Source organism: Halomonas sp. DN3, assembly GCF_024137905.1.
Classification (GTDB): domain Bacteria; phylum Pseudomonadota; class Gammaproteobacteria; order Pseudomonadales; family Halomonadaceae; genus Halomonas; species Halomonas litopenaei.
The window spans coordinates 3,405,135-3,419,564 of the sequence record NZ_CP099965.1 but is presented as its reverse complement, the minus strand read 5'-3'; the positions used below and the strand labels follow the sequence as shown (position 1 = coordinate 3,419,564).

The window sequence follows — 14,430 nt, the reverse complement described above, 5'->3', positions numbered from 1 at the left end:
TAATTGCTCAATAATGGGCGGTCGCTCCGACCAGGCTAGGACCATCTGGACGATGTCTCGGGGGCGAGCCGAGCCGGCTGGCTGGCCGGTAGTGAGGGCGAACGGCGGCGTGGTCGAGCCTTGTGGACTGAACTAGGCTGAAACGAGCTGGAGGCAATGGTTCCTCGGCGCCCGAGACTGCCGTCGACCGGGATGGCAAGGGGGAAGCATGTCGGGTCAGATGATGTATCGCTTGCCGGTGGAAGGTGTCGAGCGTGTGCACATGCGCCGCTACATCGCTGCACTAGGCGCGTCCAAGGCTCGACAGGATAATCGAGGCTTCTACCACTACGCCGGCATCCATGGCGCCCCGGGGCGCTGGTGCTGGCATCATCAGTTCTCGCCTCGCACCAGCCTGAGCGCCAGGCTTTTTCTGCCCTGGCACCGGGCCTACCTGCATCGCCTGGAGCAATCCCTGCAGGATATCGATGAGGAGGTGTCGATTCCCTGGTGGGACTGGACCCGAGGCGAGGGCATTCCCGAGGCCTTCGATGTTGCGCTGATCGATGGCGAGGAGAATCCGCTCCACTCCTCGCGCATCCAGCTTTATCCCCCGCAGGTGCCCGAACCGGTGGATCTGGTGACCGAGCGCAATCCTGACGGCCTGTTGCCGGTGTTCTCCTTTCTGGTGGCCGACGTGAATGGTGATGGTCGGGCGACGCTGGGCGAGATCGCGGCCTTCCTGGTAGAGCGGGTGGACACCTTCGAGCAGTTCAATGACCTGATCGAGACGGTGCACGATCAGCTTCACGTCTATGTCGGTGCGACCATGGCCAGCACCACCTACGCCGCCTATGATCCGATCTTCTATTCCCACCACTGCATGATCGACCGGCTCTGGTCCCTGTGGCAGAAGCGCCACGGCATCACCAACTTTCCCCCGGGGCTCGAGTCGATCGTGCTGGAACCCTTCGGCCTGACCGTCGGCGAAGTGCTCAATGTCCAGTCGCTGGGCTACGAGTATGCCCGTTCGGTGGCGGACCTGACCCTGGCCGGTAGCGGTCTGGAGGAGGCCTGATGATCGAGCAACGCTATCGTCTGCCGCGGCTCGACCTGGGTGCGCTTCGCGCCGATGACTTCGAGGAAGCCTTCGTCGAGCTTTATGGCATCCACCACCTGCGCCCCAGCTACACCGCCTGGCTCTTCTTCAGCGCGCGGCTGCCGGCCAGGGTGACCCCGCAAAGCCGGGGCTATGCCGGCACCTTTGCGCTGTTCGGCCACGCCGAATGCTGGGGCTCGCCCGGACACTGCCATGGCCCGGACGGGCTCAGGCGGTTCGATACCCGACCTTCCCACCCGATGACACCGGCCTTCAAGCGGGTGCCGGTGACACAGGCCCTGAAGCGCCATCTGCACGCCGGCAAGAGCACCCTGGACATCCAGATCTACGCCTATACGCGCGAGGCCTGGCCCGATCGTGGCGACAAGTCACTGGTGTGTTGCAGCGGGGTGCAACTGGTCACCTTGTGATCGAGCCCAGGCGCTGTTCGATTCGGCCTTGTCACTGCGCGGCAGGCGTGTTGCTTTCTGGCTTGCCGAGCTGGCTTGCCGAGGCTCTGTCCGAAAAGTCGACGAGCGCAGACACTTTTCAGATATGCCCTAGGCTCTGTCCGAAAAGTCGACGAGCGAAGGTTAGACAAGGCAAAAATCGGTGAGAAAGCGCAGTTTACGGGGTGTAAATGAGCATTTTGACCGGGCTGGCGCACCAGCCGATTTTTAACGCCGTATTACCGAGCGCAGGCACTTTTCAGCCAAGCCCTAGGCCTTGGAGGACTGGGCCCACAGATTGACCCCACCATCCACCGCGTAGCGGTCGATGTCGGCCAGCTCCTCGTCGCTGAAGTCGAGGTTGTCCAGGGCCTCGACGCAGTCGCTGACTTGATCGGGGCGGCTGGCGCCGATCAAGGCGCTGGTCACGCGGCCGTCGCGCAGCACCCAGGCAATCGCCATCTGCGCCAGACTCTGGCCACGCCGCTCGGCGATGGCGTTGAGCGCCCGGACACGCTCGAGGTTGTCGTCGGACAGGTGCTGTTCGCGGATCGCACCGCCGCGAGCAAGACGGCTGTCGTCAGGCACCCCACCCAGGTACTTGGCGGTCAAAAGGCCCTGGGCCAGTGGCGAGAAGACGATCGAGCCGATGCCTTCATCGTCCAGCACATCGAGCAGCCCGTCGTCCTCGATCCAGCGGTTGATCATCGAGTAGCTGGGCTGGTGGATCAGGCAGGGGGTTCCCAGTTCGCGCAGCAGGCGAGCGGCCTCGCGGGTGCGCTCAGGGCTGTACGAGGAGATACCGGCGTAGAGCGCCTTGCCCGAGCGTACCGCCTGGTCCAGCGCGCCCATGGTTTCTTCCAGCGGTGTCTCGGGATCGAAGCGGTGGGAGTAAAAGATGTCGACGTAGTCCAGCTCCAGGCGCTTGAGACTCTGGTCGAGGCTCGACAGCAGATACTTGCGGCTGCCCCACTCGCCGTAGGGGCCGGGCCACATGTTATAGCCCGCCTTGGTGGATATGATCAGTTCATCGCGGTGGCCGGCGAAGTCGGTCTTGAGGATGCGCCCGAACATGGACTCGGCGCTACCAGGCGGCGGGCCATAGTTATTGGCCAGGTCGAAGTGTGTAATGCCGTGATCGAAGGCGGTACGGCAGATCTCGCGAGCGTTGTCTTCATGGGCGTTGTGGCCAAAGTTGTGCCACAGCCCGAGGGACAGGGCAGGCAGCTTGAGGCCACTGCGACCGCAGCGGTGATAGCGCATGCGTTCGTAACGGTCTTCGGTGGGACGATAGCTCATGGTGGTCTCCTGTCAGGGCGCACGGGCGCCGTGGCTGTCGTCTCAGCACTTTAGCTGCCTTCGTCGAGGTATCAAAAGGTTCTGGTCAAAAGGCCCTTGTCGAAAGCTCCGACGATGCCGTATTCACGCTTTCGTTGCGGCAGGTGGTGGTGGCTCCACTGGGGCTGGGTGACTCGGCGCGGTGGCGGCGGAAGGACCCCCTAGTAACAGGTCCTCGAGGGCCTCGAGCCCATGAGATGGCTGTTGACGCATCAGACCGTCGAGCCATAGCAGTGCACTCTGCTGGCTGACGTCGGGCAGTCCCATGCTGCGAAGGTAGGTCCTGGCCAGTGTTACCTTGGCGGTAGGGTGACCCTGACGTGCCGCCGCCAGCAGCAGGGCTATCCCCTTGCGCGGCGCGGGCTCGAGCCAGTCACCCTCCAGGTAGGCGCGTCCCAGGGTGGCCTGGGCGCCGGCATGCCCGGCGTTGGCGGCCTCGAGCAACATGGCTTCGGCCGTGTCGCTATCCTGTGGCTGCCCGTGCTCACCGCGCAGCAATGCGGTGCCGAGTAGTACCTGGGCGGCCGGCTCGCCAGCCTGGCTGGCCCATTCAAGCCAATGGCGTGCCTTGGCAGGTGCCTGTGGAAGGTCAGGGTGGTCGAGGTAGAGCTCCCCCAGGGCCAAGGCACTGTCGACATCACCCGCCTGGGCAAGGGGGACCAGCTGCGCTGCTCCGACCTCGAACTCGCCCTGATCGATCAACAGTCGTGCCAGGTCTCGCTGGGCGCTGGGTTGGTGTTGGATGGCGGCGAGGTCCAGGTAGTGTCTGGCCAGGTCAGGGTCCACCGGCACGCCCAGGCCGTCGCGATAACGCCTGCCGAGTTCGGCCGCGGCGCCGGCATGGCCTGCGTCGGCAGCCCGAGTCAACCAATCGGCACCAGCCTCGATGTTTCTGGCAACGCCTTTGCCGTCCATCAACGCTGTTCCCAGGCTTGCCATGGCGGATGGATGTCCTTGTCCAGCGGCCAGCCTGAGGGCATCGATATCGCCTTGGGCGGCGCGCTGGCGGGTCAGTCCGGCCAGGGCTCTGGCAGCACCCGGGTGCCCCGCAGAGCGTGCGCGGACGAACCAACGGTGGGCGATCTCGAGGTTGGCAGCGACACCCTGGCCGTCACGATAGGCGCGTCCCAGGTGCATCATGGCGCTGACGTCGCCCTGCTCGGCGAGGCCCAGCAACCGGTGGATGCCTTCGTTGCGCCTTGGCGCGCCGAGGACCCCGTCGGCCAGGGCGATGGCGAGAATCCGGGAGGACGCAACATCACCGGCGTCGATGGCCTGGTGCAGTAGACGCTCGGCCTCGCCTGGCTGTGGGGGCAGCGTGCCGCCGGGCAGCTGGGCCTCGGCGAGCACACGTGCGGCGGTAATTTCCCCGCCAGCCAGAGCCGCTTGCAGCAGGGCTTTTCCCTCCTCGAGGTCAGCCTCGGTCCTCGGATGCTCGACCATCCACTGACCCAGGCGCAAGGCCGCACTGGGTTCGCCGCCCGACCACGCCTGGCGCAGACGATCGAGGGCCAGTCGGATGCGTGGAGGGGACGCGGCGAGATCCCGCTGCGCCAGTGCGACCAAGGCCTTGAGGTGGCCAGAGCGAGCGGCCTGTTCCAGCAGGCGATAACCGCGCATCGGGTCGGTATCGAGCGCTTCGCTGTCGCCCGCTTGCCTGTCAGTACTCAGCTCCCGCCCCAGCAGGTAGGTCGCCTCGACGCTGCCCAGGCCGATGGCCTGTTGCCACCAGCGCTCAGCCCCTTGGGGGTCTGCATGTTCAAGGGCCAGTTTGCCCAGGATCAGCATGGCGGGAACGTCGCCGGACTCGGCGGCTTGCGACAGCAGGGTCTTGGCGCGCACCTTCTCGCCGCGTTCGAGGGCGGCTTTTCCGGCCTGGGTCAGGGCGTAGGTTGCGCCGGCCTTGGCGGCTTCCTGATACCAGTAGTCTGCGGTGGCGGGGCGGCGAGGCGCCAGCTCGCCGTTGTCGCAGTAACGGGCGAGCGCCACCATTGCCGAGACGTTGCCGTCAGTCGCCTGCTGGCGTAGCTGGCCGGCGTACCGCTCGGCCCATTGCCGTGAGCGAGTCGCAGATGCCGGCAGCCAGCCATCGGGCGCGTAGGCGCGGGCGAGGGCCAGCATGGCGTCGTCGCTGCCGGCGTCGGCAGCCGCCTGGAAGAGCGCAAGGGCGCGCGTGGAATCGGCTGCAATCTTTTCATCGCCATGGATCAACAGGGTCGCCAGGGCGACCTGGGCCCGCTCGCCAACCCCTTCGGCGACGGCGTGTTCCAGCAGGTAGTAGGCGAGCAGCGGCTGGCGGGCATTGTTTGCGCTATCCAGCAGCAGGCGGGCGAGGCGGAAGGCTGCCTGGGGATGAATGTGGGAGGGGTGCTCCAGGGCATGGCGGTAGGCCGCCATGGCGGGCTCAGGATCCTCGGGGAAGCGCTTTTCGTTGAGCTTACCCAACTCGTAGTAGCCACGGGGAAGGCCTTGGGCTGCCAGCGCCGCAAGACGTCGGTAAGCCTCATCGATATGCCCTGAAGCCATCGCTGTCCGAGCGGCTTCCACCTCCGGCTTGTGCATCCACTCGGCATTGCGCGCCGGTTCCTGGTCGAACCAGCCGGCGGCCTCGACGGGAAGCGGTGCCAATGCCTGAGGTCCCGGGGGCATGTCGTTGATAGCGCATCCCGTCAGTCCCGCGCAGGCGGCGATACACAGGGCGCGAGACAGTCGAATGGCGGCGGGCGGCGTTGCGGGCATCATGACGAGACCTCCGCTGAGCTGGCTGGGGGATGGCGTCGAGCCTGACGCTGTTGCTGGCGGAAGGGAGCTGATGATGGCTGCATGAAGTAGAGGCTCACGTAGCCCCCGTTGCTGCGGTTGTAGATCGGTCTTCTGCCATCGAGAAAGGCGTCGATGCGCGGAGAATGGACGTGGTTCTGATAGATTTCCATCCAGGCGAAGTACTGTGGATCTTCGAGAAAGCCCAGGTACTGTTCGTGGGGCGCCAACTCACCCAGAGCGGAGGGGTCGTCGATGACGTCCATGGCAAAGTCGACCGCGTCACCGATGTGATGGCCGTCGACCACCAGATCGAAGATGGGATAACCCTGCCTGGAGATGATCTGCATATTGGTGATCAGGTAGAGCAGAGCATAGTTCTGGTAGTGAGAGGCACGTCGTCCACGGGCGATTTCCAGTGGAAGCGCGCCCTCTGTGGTCAAGTCATGGAGGGCGGAATAGATGGCACTGACGCCAAAGCGGAACAGCTCGTCATCTTTGGTCAGGACACCGATGATGCTGGCGTAGAGGGCCCGCCGATAGAAATGATTGTTGCAGCAGCTGGCCTGTTCGCCTGGAATGGCCATGTGATGACGTGCGACCCGATTGAGCCAATGGTCGATTCTGGAAAGTGCCTCTGGGCGATGCTGGACGTATGGACGGACGATGGAATAGGACAGGCCGGCAGCAAACAGCATCGACTCGATGCCATACCAGGCCTGTCGATTGCGGGCGTTATAGTAGAAGTCGTAAAGCGCGTCGGCGCGTGCCCATTGGTCGAGCATGGATACCAGGCAGTCGGCGTAGTAAGGGTCGGCGGTCACCGTAAAGGAGCCAGCCAGCATCGAGACGCTGTCCTCGAAGCGAAATAGCGGCTCCGCTGCCAGCCGCCAGGCATTGTGATCTGGATAATAGGCGGGTAGCCGAATGCGCTCCGCCAGGGGTGGAGTGGCGAGATACTGGCGACAGCTTGGTCCCAGGCGCACTTGATCGGCCTGTTGGATCAGGATGGGGTCACGGGTCTGCGAAAGCAGCGTCATGCGCTTTCCGACATCGAAGAAGCCGGCGTCGGGATCATTGACGCGATAGTCGTTCAGATCCAGTTGCCGGCGTTCTTCCAGGGTCATGGCGTGCGCCGGCGACAACGGTAGAAGGGCTAACCAGGCGCCTAGCATGAAGATGCCTGATAGGCGCAGACGAGCGCTGTCCCGTTGGCGTCGTGGATGTGCTGTCGGAATCAAGGTTGTACGCCTCCCATTGCCTTGGCAGGGCCAAGAAGCCTGAAGTCGGAGAAATCGATGAACTGGTCGCGGGGGCTGCGCCATGCGGGGCCGTGACCGCCGAAGAAGGTGGAGAACATGATGCCGTCGAGCAGCAGGTCAGAGCGGGTGCGAAAGACCACCTGACGATGTTCGAGCACCGCCTTGCCATCGAGCCAGACCCGCAGCACACCATCGTCATGGCCCACTCGATTAAGCACGACCTCCAGTTCTAGACGCTGCCAGCGACCCTTGGCGAAATCCCACTGACCTCGCCCGAGGGAGCTGCCGTAATCCCCCTGGGCGGCGGGCTCGAGCACGTAGGCGTAAAGCTCACCGGCGCCGCCCTCCCGCCACATGAAGCGCAGCGAGAAGCCATTGTCGCCGGTGACCTTGTCACCGCCGCTTGGGGCGCTACCCCCGTAGAGCCCGGGCAGTTTGCCGCCGCGCACGAAGTCGAAGTCCGCAGGAAAACGCAGGCGATAGGAGAGGCAGGCCCTGTCGGAGGGATGCCAGCCCGGCGGACGGGTGGAAAAGCCGGCGCCACCCGTTCCACCGTCACTGGGAGCAGAGGTGCCAGCCGGAAAAGTGATACGCCAGGCGAGTCGGTCAGATGTCGATGAAGGCTCGGCCAGCGACAGATTGCGGTCGAGCCCCCAGGCGCCTTCTACCCCAAAGGCGCTGCGAAGGCTGTCGACAACGTTGCCGCCGTCATCGACAGGGGTGGCCGAGGCCATGAGCGCATAGCGTTGAGAGCACGGCGTCAGCGAACGCTGGCTCACCTGGCAGGCGGCCACCGCCACAAGGGTGGAGATGCCGATGATCCCGATACAGAGCGTGGACCAGCGGTCGCCGATGAGGCTCATCCGGGCATTGCCTCGCGGTCGTCACTGGGTGACAGGCTGAGACGTTCGATGAAGCCACGAGACACGTCGATCGTGTGTTCGATCAATCGGCGAGAGGCATTGACGGAGCGCTCGAAGATGTCTTTCGCCCAGGCGGTGGCTTCATCGACAAGGGGGGCGTCGCTGAAGCGCACATCCACCGGCGTACCGATCCTGTCGGTGGGGAGGGGCTGCTGCGGGACAACCAGCACGCTGGCGATGTTCTGCTGCTGGCGCACCCACTCCGGGAAGCCGGCGCGAGGCTGTCGCTCCACATCCAGCGCCAGACTCCTGACCTTGGCAGGGATGGTCTGGTGAGACCCGGGGAGGCTGATGAAGGCGTCCTGTCCCGCGTGAATGCGGTGGATATCACGCATGTGCACCAGCGCCTCGACCATGACGTCACCGGGCGTCGTTCTGACCAGTGTCATCAGCCTGTCGCCCTTGTCGACGAAGGTGCCTCCGGCGCTGCTCAAGGCCCAGGCGACTCGGCAGTCGCAGGGACTGTACAGGGTGTTCTGGGATTGACGGGTACGCAGAGCGTCGACGCGGGCGCTGTGAAAGTCTCTTGCCGAGATCACCTGGTCGAGACGAGCACGTGCGGCTATCGGTGAGATATCGCTGAAGTTGGCAATGCCGGTGGTGGTGGCTTGCGCGGGGTCGATCAGATCGATGAGGTGGCTTCGGCTCGTCAACTCCTGCTCCAGATGGGTCGCGAGTCGCTGATTGAAGCGCTTGGCAGCCTCGGCCAGGATCAGGTTTGAGTTCAGGTCCACGTCTTCGATGTGGGTCAGGGGTTCATCTCGATGGATGACGTCGCCGGCTTCGACATCGTGCCCGGAGACGATGCCTGAACTGGGGGCTCGAATCTCGACGCGAGGGGCAGTGACCGCCGCAAAGTCGGGCTCGATCAGGAAGAAGTGCTGATATAGCGTTGCCGCGATCACCAGCAGCAGGGTGAGAAAGGCGGTCAGCAGCAACAGGTAGCGAAACCAGGGGCGACGGCGCCCGGCCGTCGGCTCAGACGGAGGCTCTGCTGAGGCGCGCTTGCGCGGTGTCTGCTCGGTGTGCGAGTCGAGCAGGGCGGGAAGGTGCAGTCGCCTGCCTGCCAGGTGCGAGCGTATCAACGCGCGTAGCAGTTCGGTCTGGCCCGCGCCGATATCCACTATCTGAAAGCGCCAGATTTTCGAGGGTGTCTTTTCGCAAAGGCTGACCTTGCCCAGGCAACTGGCGGTCAGGGGGAGGTGGATTTCGCCTTCGGCGGAAGGCAGCACGAGCTGCCCACTCATTCGCTGCCCCGGCGCCAGAGGGCCCTTGGCCTGAAGCGAGAAGCCGTCCTGGGAAAGATTTTGACCTGGCCACCTATCTCCCTTGGGGGTCACGAAAAAGAAGCTGGGAGTGATACGCAGGTAGCGCCGTTCGTCTCGGGATTCGTGTCTGATGCTGGCGGTACCGGACATTCCGTCAGCGCTGGCCTTGGTGTTGACGATAGCGGATCGTCCGGCCCCGGGGGTAGCAAGGGTATTCATCGAGAAGAGCTCTCCATGCTGATGACTGATGGTTCGTCCTTGAGTTCTGCGGTGAAGTTGCTGAAGATCTCGTCGACAAAGGTGGCGTGTGGAAGTGACAGGACACCGCTGGAAAGTGCCAGAACAAAAGTTAGAGAAAGCAGGAAGAAAAGATGAATAAGGTTGCTGACCATTCTTTGGCGAAAGACGGCTGCACGAGACGACGGCTCACCCGATGAAATACCCTGTCGTGTCCATTTCTGACGATTGAAACGAAAACTGACGTAGGTCTTGACTATCGCGCCATATACCTGGTTGTAGTAGAGGAGGGGGATCCAGGTAAGGCTTATTCTACCGTGCTGTGAACCGAGAATGAGTGTCGCGATAAACCGCGTTGCCAGGATCCAAAGAACATACGCCATAATGAAGGAAGGGCGCACAAATGCGGTGACGAGAATTGCCACGATAGGTCCCACCATCGTTGTCCACATCGAAAGGCGCTGGTCAACCAGACTCCACCAGGTGAAGAGGCCAATGCGTTTTGGTCCAAGAGCGATCGCCCGCCCACTGGTACGCAACATGTTGCCGTACCAGCGCTTCATCAGTTGAGTGGTGGAAGAGATAAAGCGATGGCGGTCAGGCAGTTCTTCGAATCCAGAGACGTAGACATCGGGTAGATACATCATTTTCCAGCGGTGCTTCAGTAGCCAGTACCAGGTGGACTTGTCATCACCAGACAGAAACTTGAATGTTCCGAAGCGCCAGTGATCGATATGATCGCTTTCCACGATATCGATAAAGTCGCTTTGCGTGGCCAGGTCGGCCCTGAAAACGCTGTATCGTCCGGTAAGTACCAGCAGGCGTCGGGATAGTGACATGGAGCTCATCACCAAGTGCCGCTGTGCGTAGCGCAGGTCATACCATTCCTTGGTCAAGTCGTTTCCGATGACGATCGCGCTGTTATTGGTGGTGATGGCCCCAAGATCGCCTTGCAGTTCAAAGAAGGGTAGCGATCGAATCAGCGTGCCGGGTTCTAGCTTGATATCGCCGTCCATGCTGATGACTAGCGCTCCCGGGCGTGGCTGTCGGCGCGAAATGGCGCGAAGCACGTCGGCCATGGCGGTACGCTTGCCATCGCCCTTCTGGAACATGTAACGAACCTCGAGCAGGGATGGCCAGCCGTGTTCCTGCAGCAGGTGTGTGAGCACATCGGCATCGGTCTGGTCCGACACGCTGGCGAAGAGCGTTGTGGGGACGCCGTAGTCGATGACCTCGCAGATCAAGGCGTCGTAAACCTGAAAGCTGATATCTGGGTCTATGCGATAGGAGGTGCAAAGCACAAAGAGTTCGGGGGCTTTATGAATTTCCCCGTGCTTGTCAGCAAGATGACGAAGATGAGGAAAGACACGGTGGTTGTACCACCACGAGCGTATCACCTGAATCAGCCACCAACCGTAGCGCCAGGCTCCTATGATGCCGATGGCAAGAATAAAGCTGGTCGAGTGGGGGGAGAAGACATCGCCAGGTATCTCAGATAGCACTAGAACAATTAGCGAGCAGAGAAAGAAGAAGGTAGTAACTTCTGTCGCAAAGCTGGCAACCGTTCTGGAGGAACTGCGTTTGTTCATTACTGCATCCGCCTGACATCATTTGATAAAAAGATCGTCTTGCATTGAGGCTATCTGTTGGTTTTCAACGGTTGGTGAGGATGACTTGCTGTTTGTCTGGATAGACGCTCTTCGAATGGCAATCTTGTCTGGCGGTGTTGGGGCCGTCAAAACGCTATGAACTGCATATTTTTTTCTGCATAGAGATGAAGTGTTTGTTTTGCCAATGGGGTGGAAAAGAACCAGTGGACCGATCTCTATGCAAAAGAGGAACTGAGTAGAATGCTCGGTAGGCGGGGGCAAGATGCAGAGGCCGAAAGAGAATGAATGCGCAATGGAGTGAGGGTGCAAGCGTCTGGAGAGACGGTTTACCTTGGAAGAAGTGCCTGAGAGTGGAAATAGAGGGGGGCTGGAAGGAAGAACTTGCGGCGTGACGTCGGGTGACGCTAGGCCGAGGGAGATAAGGAGAGAGGGAGAGAGGAAGAAAGAGCTGGCGTTGCGCAATGACAACGGTTAGCCCTGGCGCCATGTGCCAGGTCGTGGGCACATGGCGCCAGGGCTATGACGCCCCAGGCGCAGCCTTTGCGGCGTGGCGTCTAGGGCGTGACGCTAGAGGCGTGGCGACTGAGGCATGACACCAGGGCGCAGGGGTCAGCCGCCGGCGTTCATGGTCTCCGGCATGGCAGCCAGGGTAGCCTCGTCGGAAAGCAGGTCGTGCAGGGTCTGGGACGCCATCTGGGAGTTGCCGTCCATGACCCCGTCGAGCCATACCAGCGCCTGCTCACGGTTGGCGTTCTCCAGGCCATTGGCGGCCAGGTAGGCCTTGGCCAACGCCAGTCGCGCGGTTTCGTGGCCCTGACGCGCGGCCTTGAGCAGGTAGTCGGCGCCCTGGCGGGTATCCCGCTCGAGGTTTTCGCCGCGCAGGTACTCGCGGCCGAGGCTGGCCTGGGCGCCGGCGTGTCCCTGTTCGGCGGCGCTGGTCAGCAGCTGTTCGCCCCGGCTCGGGTCCTGAGCCAGGCTCTGGTCGCCTCGCACCAGGGCGGTGCCGAGCAGGGCGCGTGCCGACAGGCTGCCTGCGTCGCTGGCCCGGGTCAGCCAGCGCTCGGCCTCGGCTGGGTCGGCGCTGACGCCATTGCCTTCGAGGTAGGCCTCGCCAAGGGTCTGGGCGGCGTACTCGTTGCCGGCCTCGGCGGCTTCGCTCAGCAGGCGACGACCCCGCTCGGGGTCGGCTTCCACGCCGTTTCCGGTCAGCAGCATGCCGCCCAGGTCAGCACGCGCGCCGGCGTGGCCACCGGCCACCGCCACCTGGAGCAGTTCGGCGCCCTTGGCCGGGTCGCGGGCGACGCCTTCACCGTCCAGGTACATGCGGCCAAGCGCGGCGGCGGCGCCTGGATGACCCTGGCGGGCGGCACGCTCGAGCCAGCGGCTGGCCTCGGACAGGTTGCGTCCGACGCCCTGGCCGTCGCGATAGGCGCGGCCCAGGTCCGCCATGGAGTTGACGTTGCCCTGGCGGGCAGAGGCGATCAGTGCCTGGATGTCACCGGCCTGGCCGCGATCGCGCTGGGTGCGCATCAGCGCCTCGGCGGCGGAGGGATGGCCGGCGGCCTCGGCCCGTTCGAGCCACTCGGTGGCCTGGGCAAGGTCACGGCTCACCCCGGTACCGTCGCGGTAAGCGCGGCCGAGGACGACCATGGCGTAGGCGTCGCCCTGCTCGGCGGCGTTCTCCAGAAGGCGCCGTCCGTGATCCACCCGAGAATTTCCACGCTGGGTCGAAGCACCATCGGCCACGGCCATGGCGTCGCCGCCCGGTTCCTGGGTGGGATTCGGGCCAGTCGGGACCTGTGAGGTGCTGTCCGACGTACTGGTCGACGTTGTGTTCGAAGTCGTGTTCGAAGCTGTGTTCGAACCCCCGGCCAGTGCTTGTGTCGACTGGCCTGTCGTCTCGGGGCTCAGTTCGCCGCTCAGTTCTCCGGTCAGCTCGCCAGTCAGATAGGCCTCGCCCAGGCGGGTGGCGGCGCTGGTATCGCCGGCTTCCACCGCCTGGGTCAGCAGGCGCTCGGCCTCACGGGGCTGATAGGGCAGGGGGCCGTCCTCGGCCAGATAGGCCTCGCCGAGGGTGCGCAGGGCGCCGCTCTGCCCCTGGTCGATGGCCTCGCGCAACAGCCGTTCGCCCCGGGCCGGATCGGTGGCCACGCCGCGGCCGCTGAGGTAGAGCGCGCCCAGCTGTTCGGTGGCAAAGGGATGGCCTAGCTCATGTGCGCGCTCGAGATAGCGGGCGGCGATCACCGGCTGGGTCGGCACCACCTCATCGGCCAGGTAGGCCTGGCCGAGCATCGCCAGTGCCAGCGGATCGTCGTGTCGGGCGGCCTGCTCGAGCAGGCGGATGCCGCGCTGGGGCTCCGCCGGCAGAGCATCGCCTTCCAGCAAGGCGCGACCCAGGGTCACCCGGGCGTCGACCGAGTCCTCGTCGATGGCCTTTTCGAGCCAATTGCGTGCCTCGATTGGCCGCGCCCTGAGGCCGTCGCCCTCCAGCAGAATCCGGCCCAGGCGCTCCATGGCGTCGACGTCACCGTTCTCGGCCGCCTGGGTCAGCAGGGTCACGCCCTGCTCGGCGCGGCCGCTGTCGAGCATCTCGCGGCCAGCCTTGGCCACCGCGTCGGGGTCACCGGCCTGGGCGGCCTGGGTCAGCCAGTGCAGGCGGCGATCGTCGTTGCCGGCCAGCAGGCCGTCGGCCGAGTACAGCTCAGCCAGTTCGGTCATCGCCTTGATATCGCCGCCGCCGGCGCGCTCGCGCAGGCCTTCGGCGTAACGCTCGGCGTACTCGCGCGAGCGCGCCTTGTCGGTGTCGAGCCAACCGCCTTCGGCGTAGGCGTTGGCCAGTGCCAGGATGGCATCCGGGTTACCGTTGTTCGCCGCCTGACGATACAGCGCCAGGGCGCGCTGGGGGTCCGCCGCGACGCCTTCGGCGCCGCGGGCCAGCAATGAGGCCATCACCACGCCTTCGTCACGGCCGATCTCCTCTTCCATGGCCTGCTCGAGCAGATAGTAGGCCAGTACCGGACGATAGGGCGCACCCTGCTGTTCCAGGCTCAGCTTGGCCAGGTTGAGCGATGCGTGGCCAAGGATATAGGACGGCGTGCGCACGGCGTCCTCGTAGTAGGCAGCGGCCTTGGCGGGATCCGCCTGGATGCCCTTGCCCTGATCCCAGATCTTGCCGAGTTCGTAGTAGGCCTTGGGGATGTCCTGGGCGGCCAGCCCCTTGAGCTTGAGGATTGCCTCTCGGGTCTGGCCGGCAGCGACGAGCTGCTGCGCCTCTTCCAGGGTGTTGTCATGCATCCATTCGGGGTTGCGTGGCTGCTCCTTGTCGAAGAAGTCCTGATACTCGGCAGGCAGCGGGTCGACGCCGGTACTCTGGAACTCGGTACCAGGGGCGGCGCAGCCGCCGAGCCACAGCGCCACGGCGACCGAGGCGGTGAGCGGAAAGGCCCGGGACCAGCGTTGGCCCTGGGCGGTGTGGGGGCGAAAACGGGGGAGCATCATAAGCAGG

Annotated in this window: 9 protein-coding genes; 2 read left to right on the top strand and 7 right to left on the bottom strand. The window is 63.9% G+C overall.

Annotated features, from left to right (window positions below):
• Window positions 1-208 precede the first annotated feature (208 nt).
• Together NKF27_RS14770 and NKF27_RS14765 are read left to right on the top strand one after the other, a co-directional pair.
• Entirely contained in the window at window positions 209-1,057 is an 849-nt protein-coding gene (locus NKF27_RS14770) for a tyrosinase family protein (RefSeq protein WP_253552737.1), read from the top strand.
• The gene (locus NKF27_RS14765; RefSeq protein ID WP_253552735.1) at window positions 1,057-1,509 is read left to right on the top strand and encodes a hypothetical protein; all 453 of its coding nucleotides are present in this window, start codon (window positions 1,057-1,059) and stop codon (window positions 1,507-1,509) included. Before NKF27_RS14770 ends, NKF27_RS14765 begins: the two co-directional genes overlap by 1 nt.
• 288 nt (window positions 1,510-1,797) lie before the next feature.
• Here NKF27_RS14765 and mgrA read toward each other — a convergent pair whose 3' ends face one another.
• The 7 genes from mgrA to NKF27_RS14730 form a co-directional block, all read right to left on the bottom strand.
• On the bottom strand, window positions 1,798-2,826 hold the full coding sequence (gene mgrA, locus NKF27_RS14760; RefSeq protein WP_253552733.1) for an L-glyceraldehyde 3-phosphate reductase: 1,029 nt from the start codon (window positions 2,824-2,826) through the stop codon (window positions 1,798-1,800).
• A 123-nt stretch (window positions 2,827-2,949) separates the two neighbouring features.
• Complete coding sequence (locus tag NKF27_RS14755) at window positions 2,950-5,607, bottom strand: tetratricopeptide repeat protein (protein ID WP_253552731.1); 2,658 nt, start codon at window positions 5,605-5,607, stop codon at window positions 2,950-2,952.
• On the bottom strand, window positions 5,604-6,752 hold the full coding sequence (locus tag NKF27_RS14750; protein ID WP_253552724.1) for an alginate lyase family protein: 1,149 nt from the start codon (window positions 6,750-6,752) through the stop codon (window positions 5,604-5,606). Before NKF27_RS14750 ends, NKF27_RS14755 begins: the two co-directional genes overlap by 4 nt.
• 110 nt (window positions 6,753-6,862) lie before the next feature.
• Window positions 6,863-7,750 (bottom strand): polysaccharide lyase, encoded by an 888-nt coding sequence (locus NKF27_RS14745; RefSeq protein WP_253552722.1) that lies wholly within the window; start codon window positions 7,748-7,750, stop codon window positions 6,863-6,865.
• Window positions 7,747-9,297: an HlyD family efflux transporter periplasmic adaptor subunit gene (locus NKF27_RS14740; RefSeq protein ID WP_253552715.1), complete on the bottom strand. Its 1,551-nt coding sequence runs from the start codon at window positions 9,295-9,297 to the stop codon at window positions 7,747-7,749. The genes NKF27_RS14745 and NKF27_RS14740 overlap by 4 nt, the downstream gene beginning before the upstream one ends.
• The gene (locus NKF27_RS14735; protein WP_253552713.1) at window positions 9,294-10,904 is read right to left on the bottom strand and encodes a glycosyltransferase; all 1,611 of its coding nucleotides are present in this window, start codon (window positions 10,902-10,904) and stop codon (window positions 9,294-9,296) included. The genes NKF27_RS14740 and NKF27_RS14735 overlap by 4 nt, the downstream gene beginning before the upstream one ends.
• 630 nt (window positions 10,905-11,534) lie before the next feature.
• Window positions 11,535-14,423 (bottom strand): SEL1-like repeat protein, encoded by a 2,889-nt coding sequence (locus tag NKF27_RS14730; protein ID WP_253552711.1) that lies wholly within the window; start codon window positions 14,421-14,423, stop codon window positions 11,535-11,537.
• Window positions 14,424-14,430: the final 7 nt, after the last annotated feature.

Coding starts and splice junctions, on each gene's coding strand:
- NKF27_RS14755 (WP_253552731.1), bottom strand. CDS start 5,607: ATGATGCCCGCAACGCCGCCCGCCGCCATTCGACTGTCTCGCGCCCTG.
- NKF27_RS14745 (WP_253552722.1), bottom strand. CDS start 7,750: ATGAGCCTCATCGGCGACCGCTGGTCCACGCTCTGTATCGGGATCATC.
- NKF27_RS14730 (WP_253552711.1), bottom strand. CDS start 14,423: ATGATGCTCCCCCGTTTTCGCCCCCACACCGCCCAGGGCCAACGCTGG.
- NKF27_RS14735 (WP_253552713.1), bottom strand. CDS start 10,904: ATGAACAAACGCAGTTCCTCCAGAACGGTTGCCAGCTTTGCGACAGAA.
- NKF27_RS14770 (WP_253552737.1), top strand. CDS start 209: ATGTCGGGTCAGATGATGTATCGCTTGCCGGTGGAAGGTGTCGAGCGT.
- NKF27_RS14750 (WP_253552724.1), bottom strand. CDS start 6,752: ATGACCCTGGAAGAACGCCGGCAACTGGATCTGAACGACTATCGCGTC.
- NKF27_RS14740 (WP_253552715.1), bottom strand. CDS start 9,297: ATGAATACCCTTGCTACCCCCGGGGCCGGACGATCCGCTATCGTCAAC.
- mgrA (WP_253552733.1), bottom strand. CDS start 2,826: ATGAGCTATCGTCCCACCGAAGACCGTTACGAACGCATGCGCTATCAC.
- NKF27_RS14765 (WP_253552735.1), top strand. CDS start 1,057: ATGATCGAGCAACGCTATCGTCTGCCGCGGCTCGACCTGGGTGCGCTT.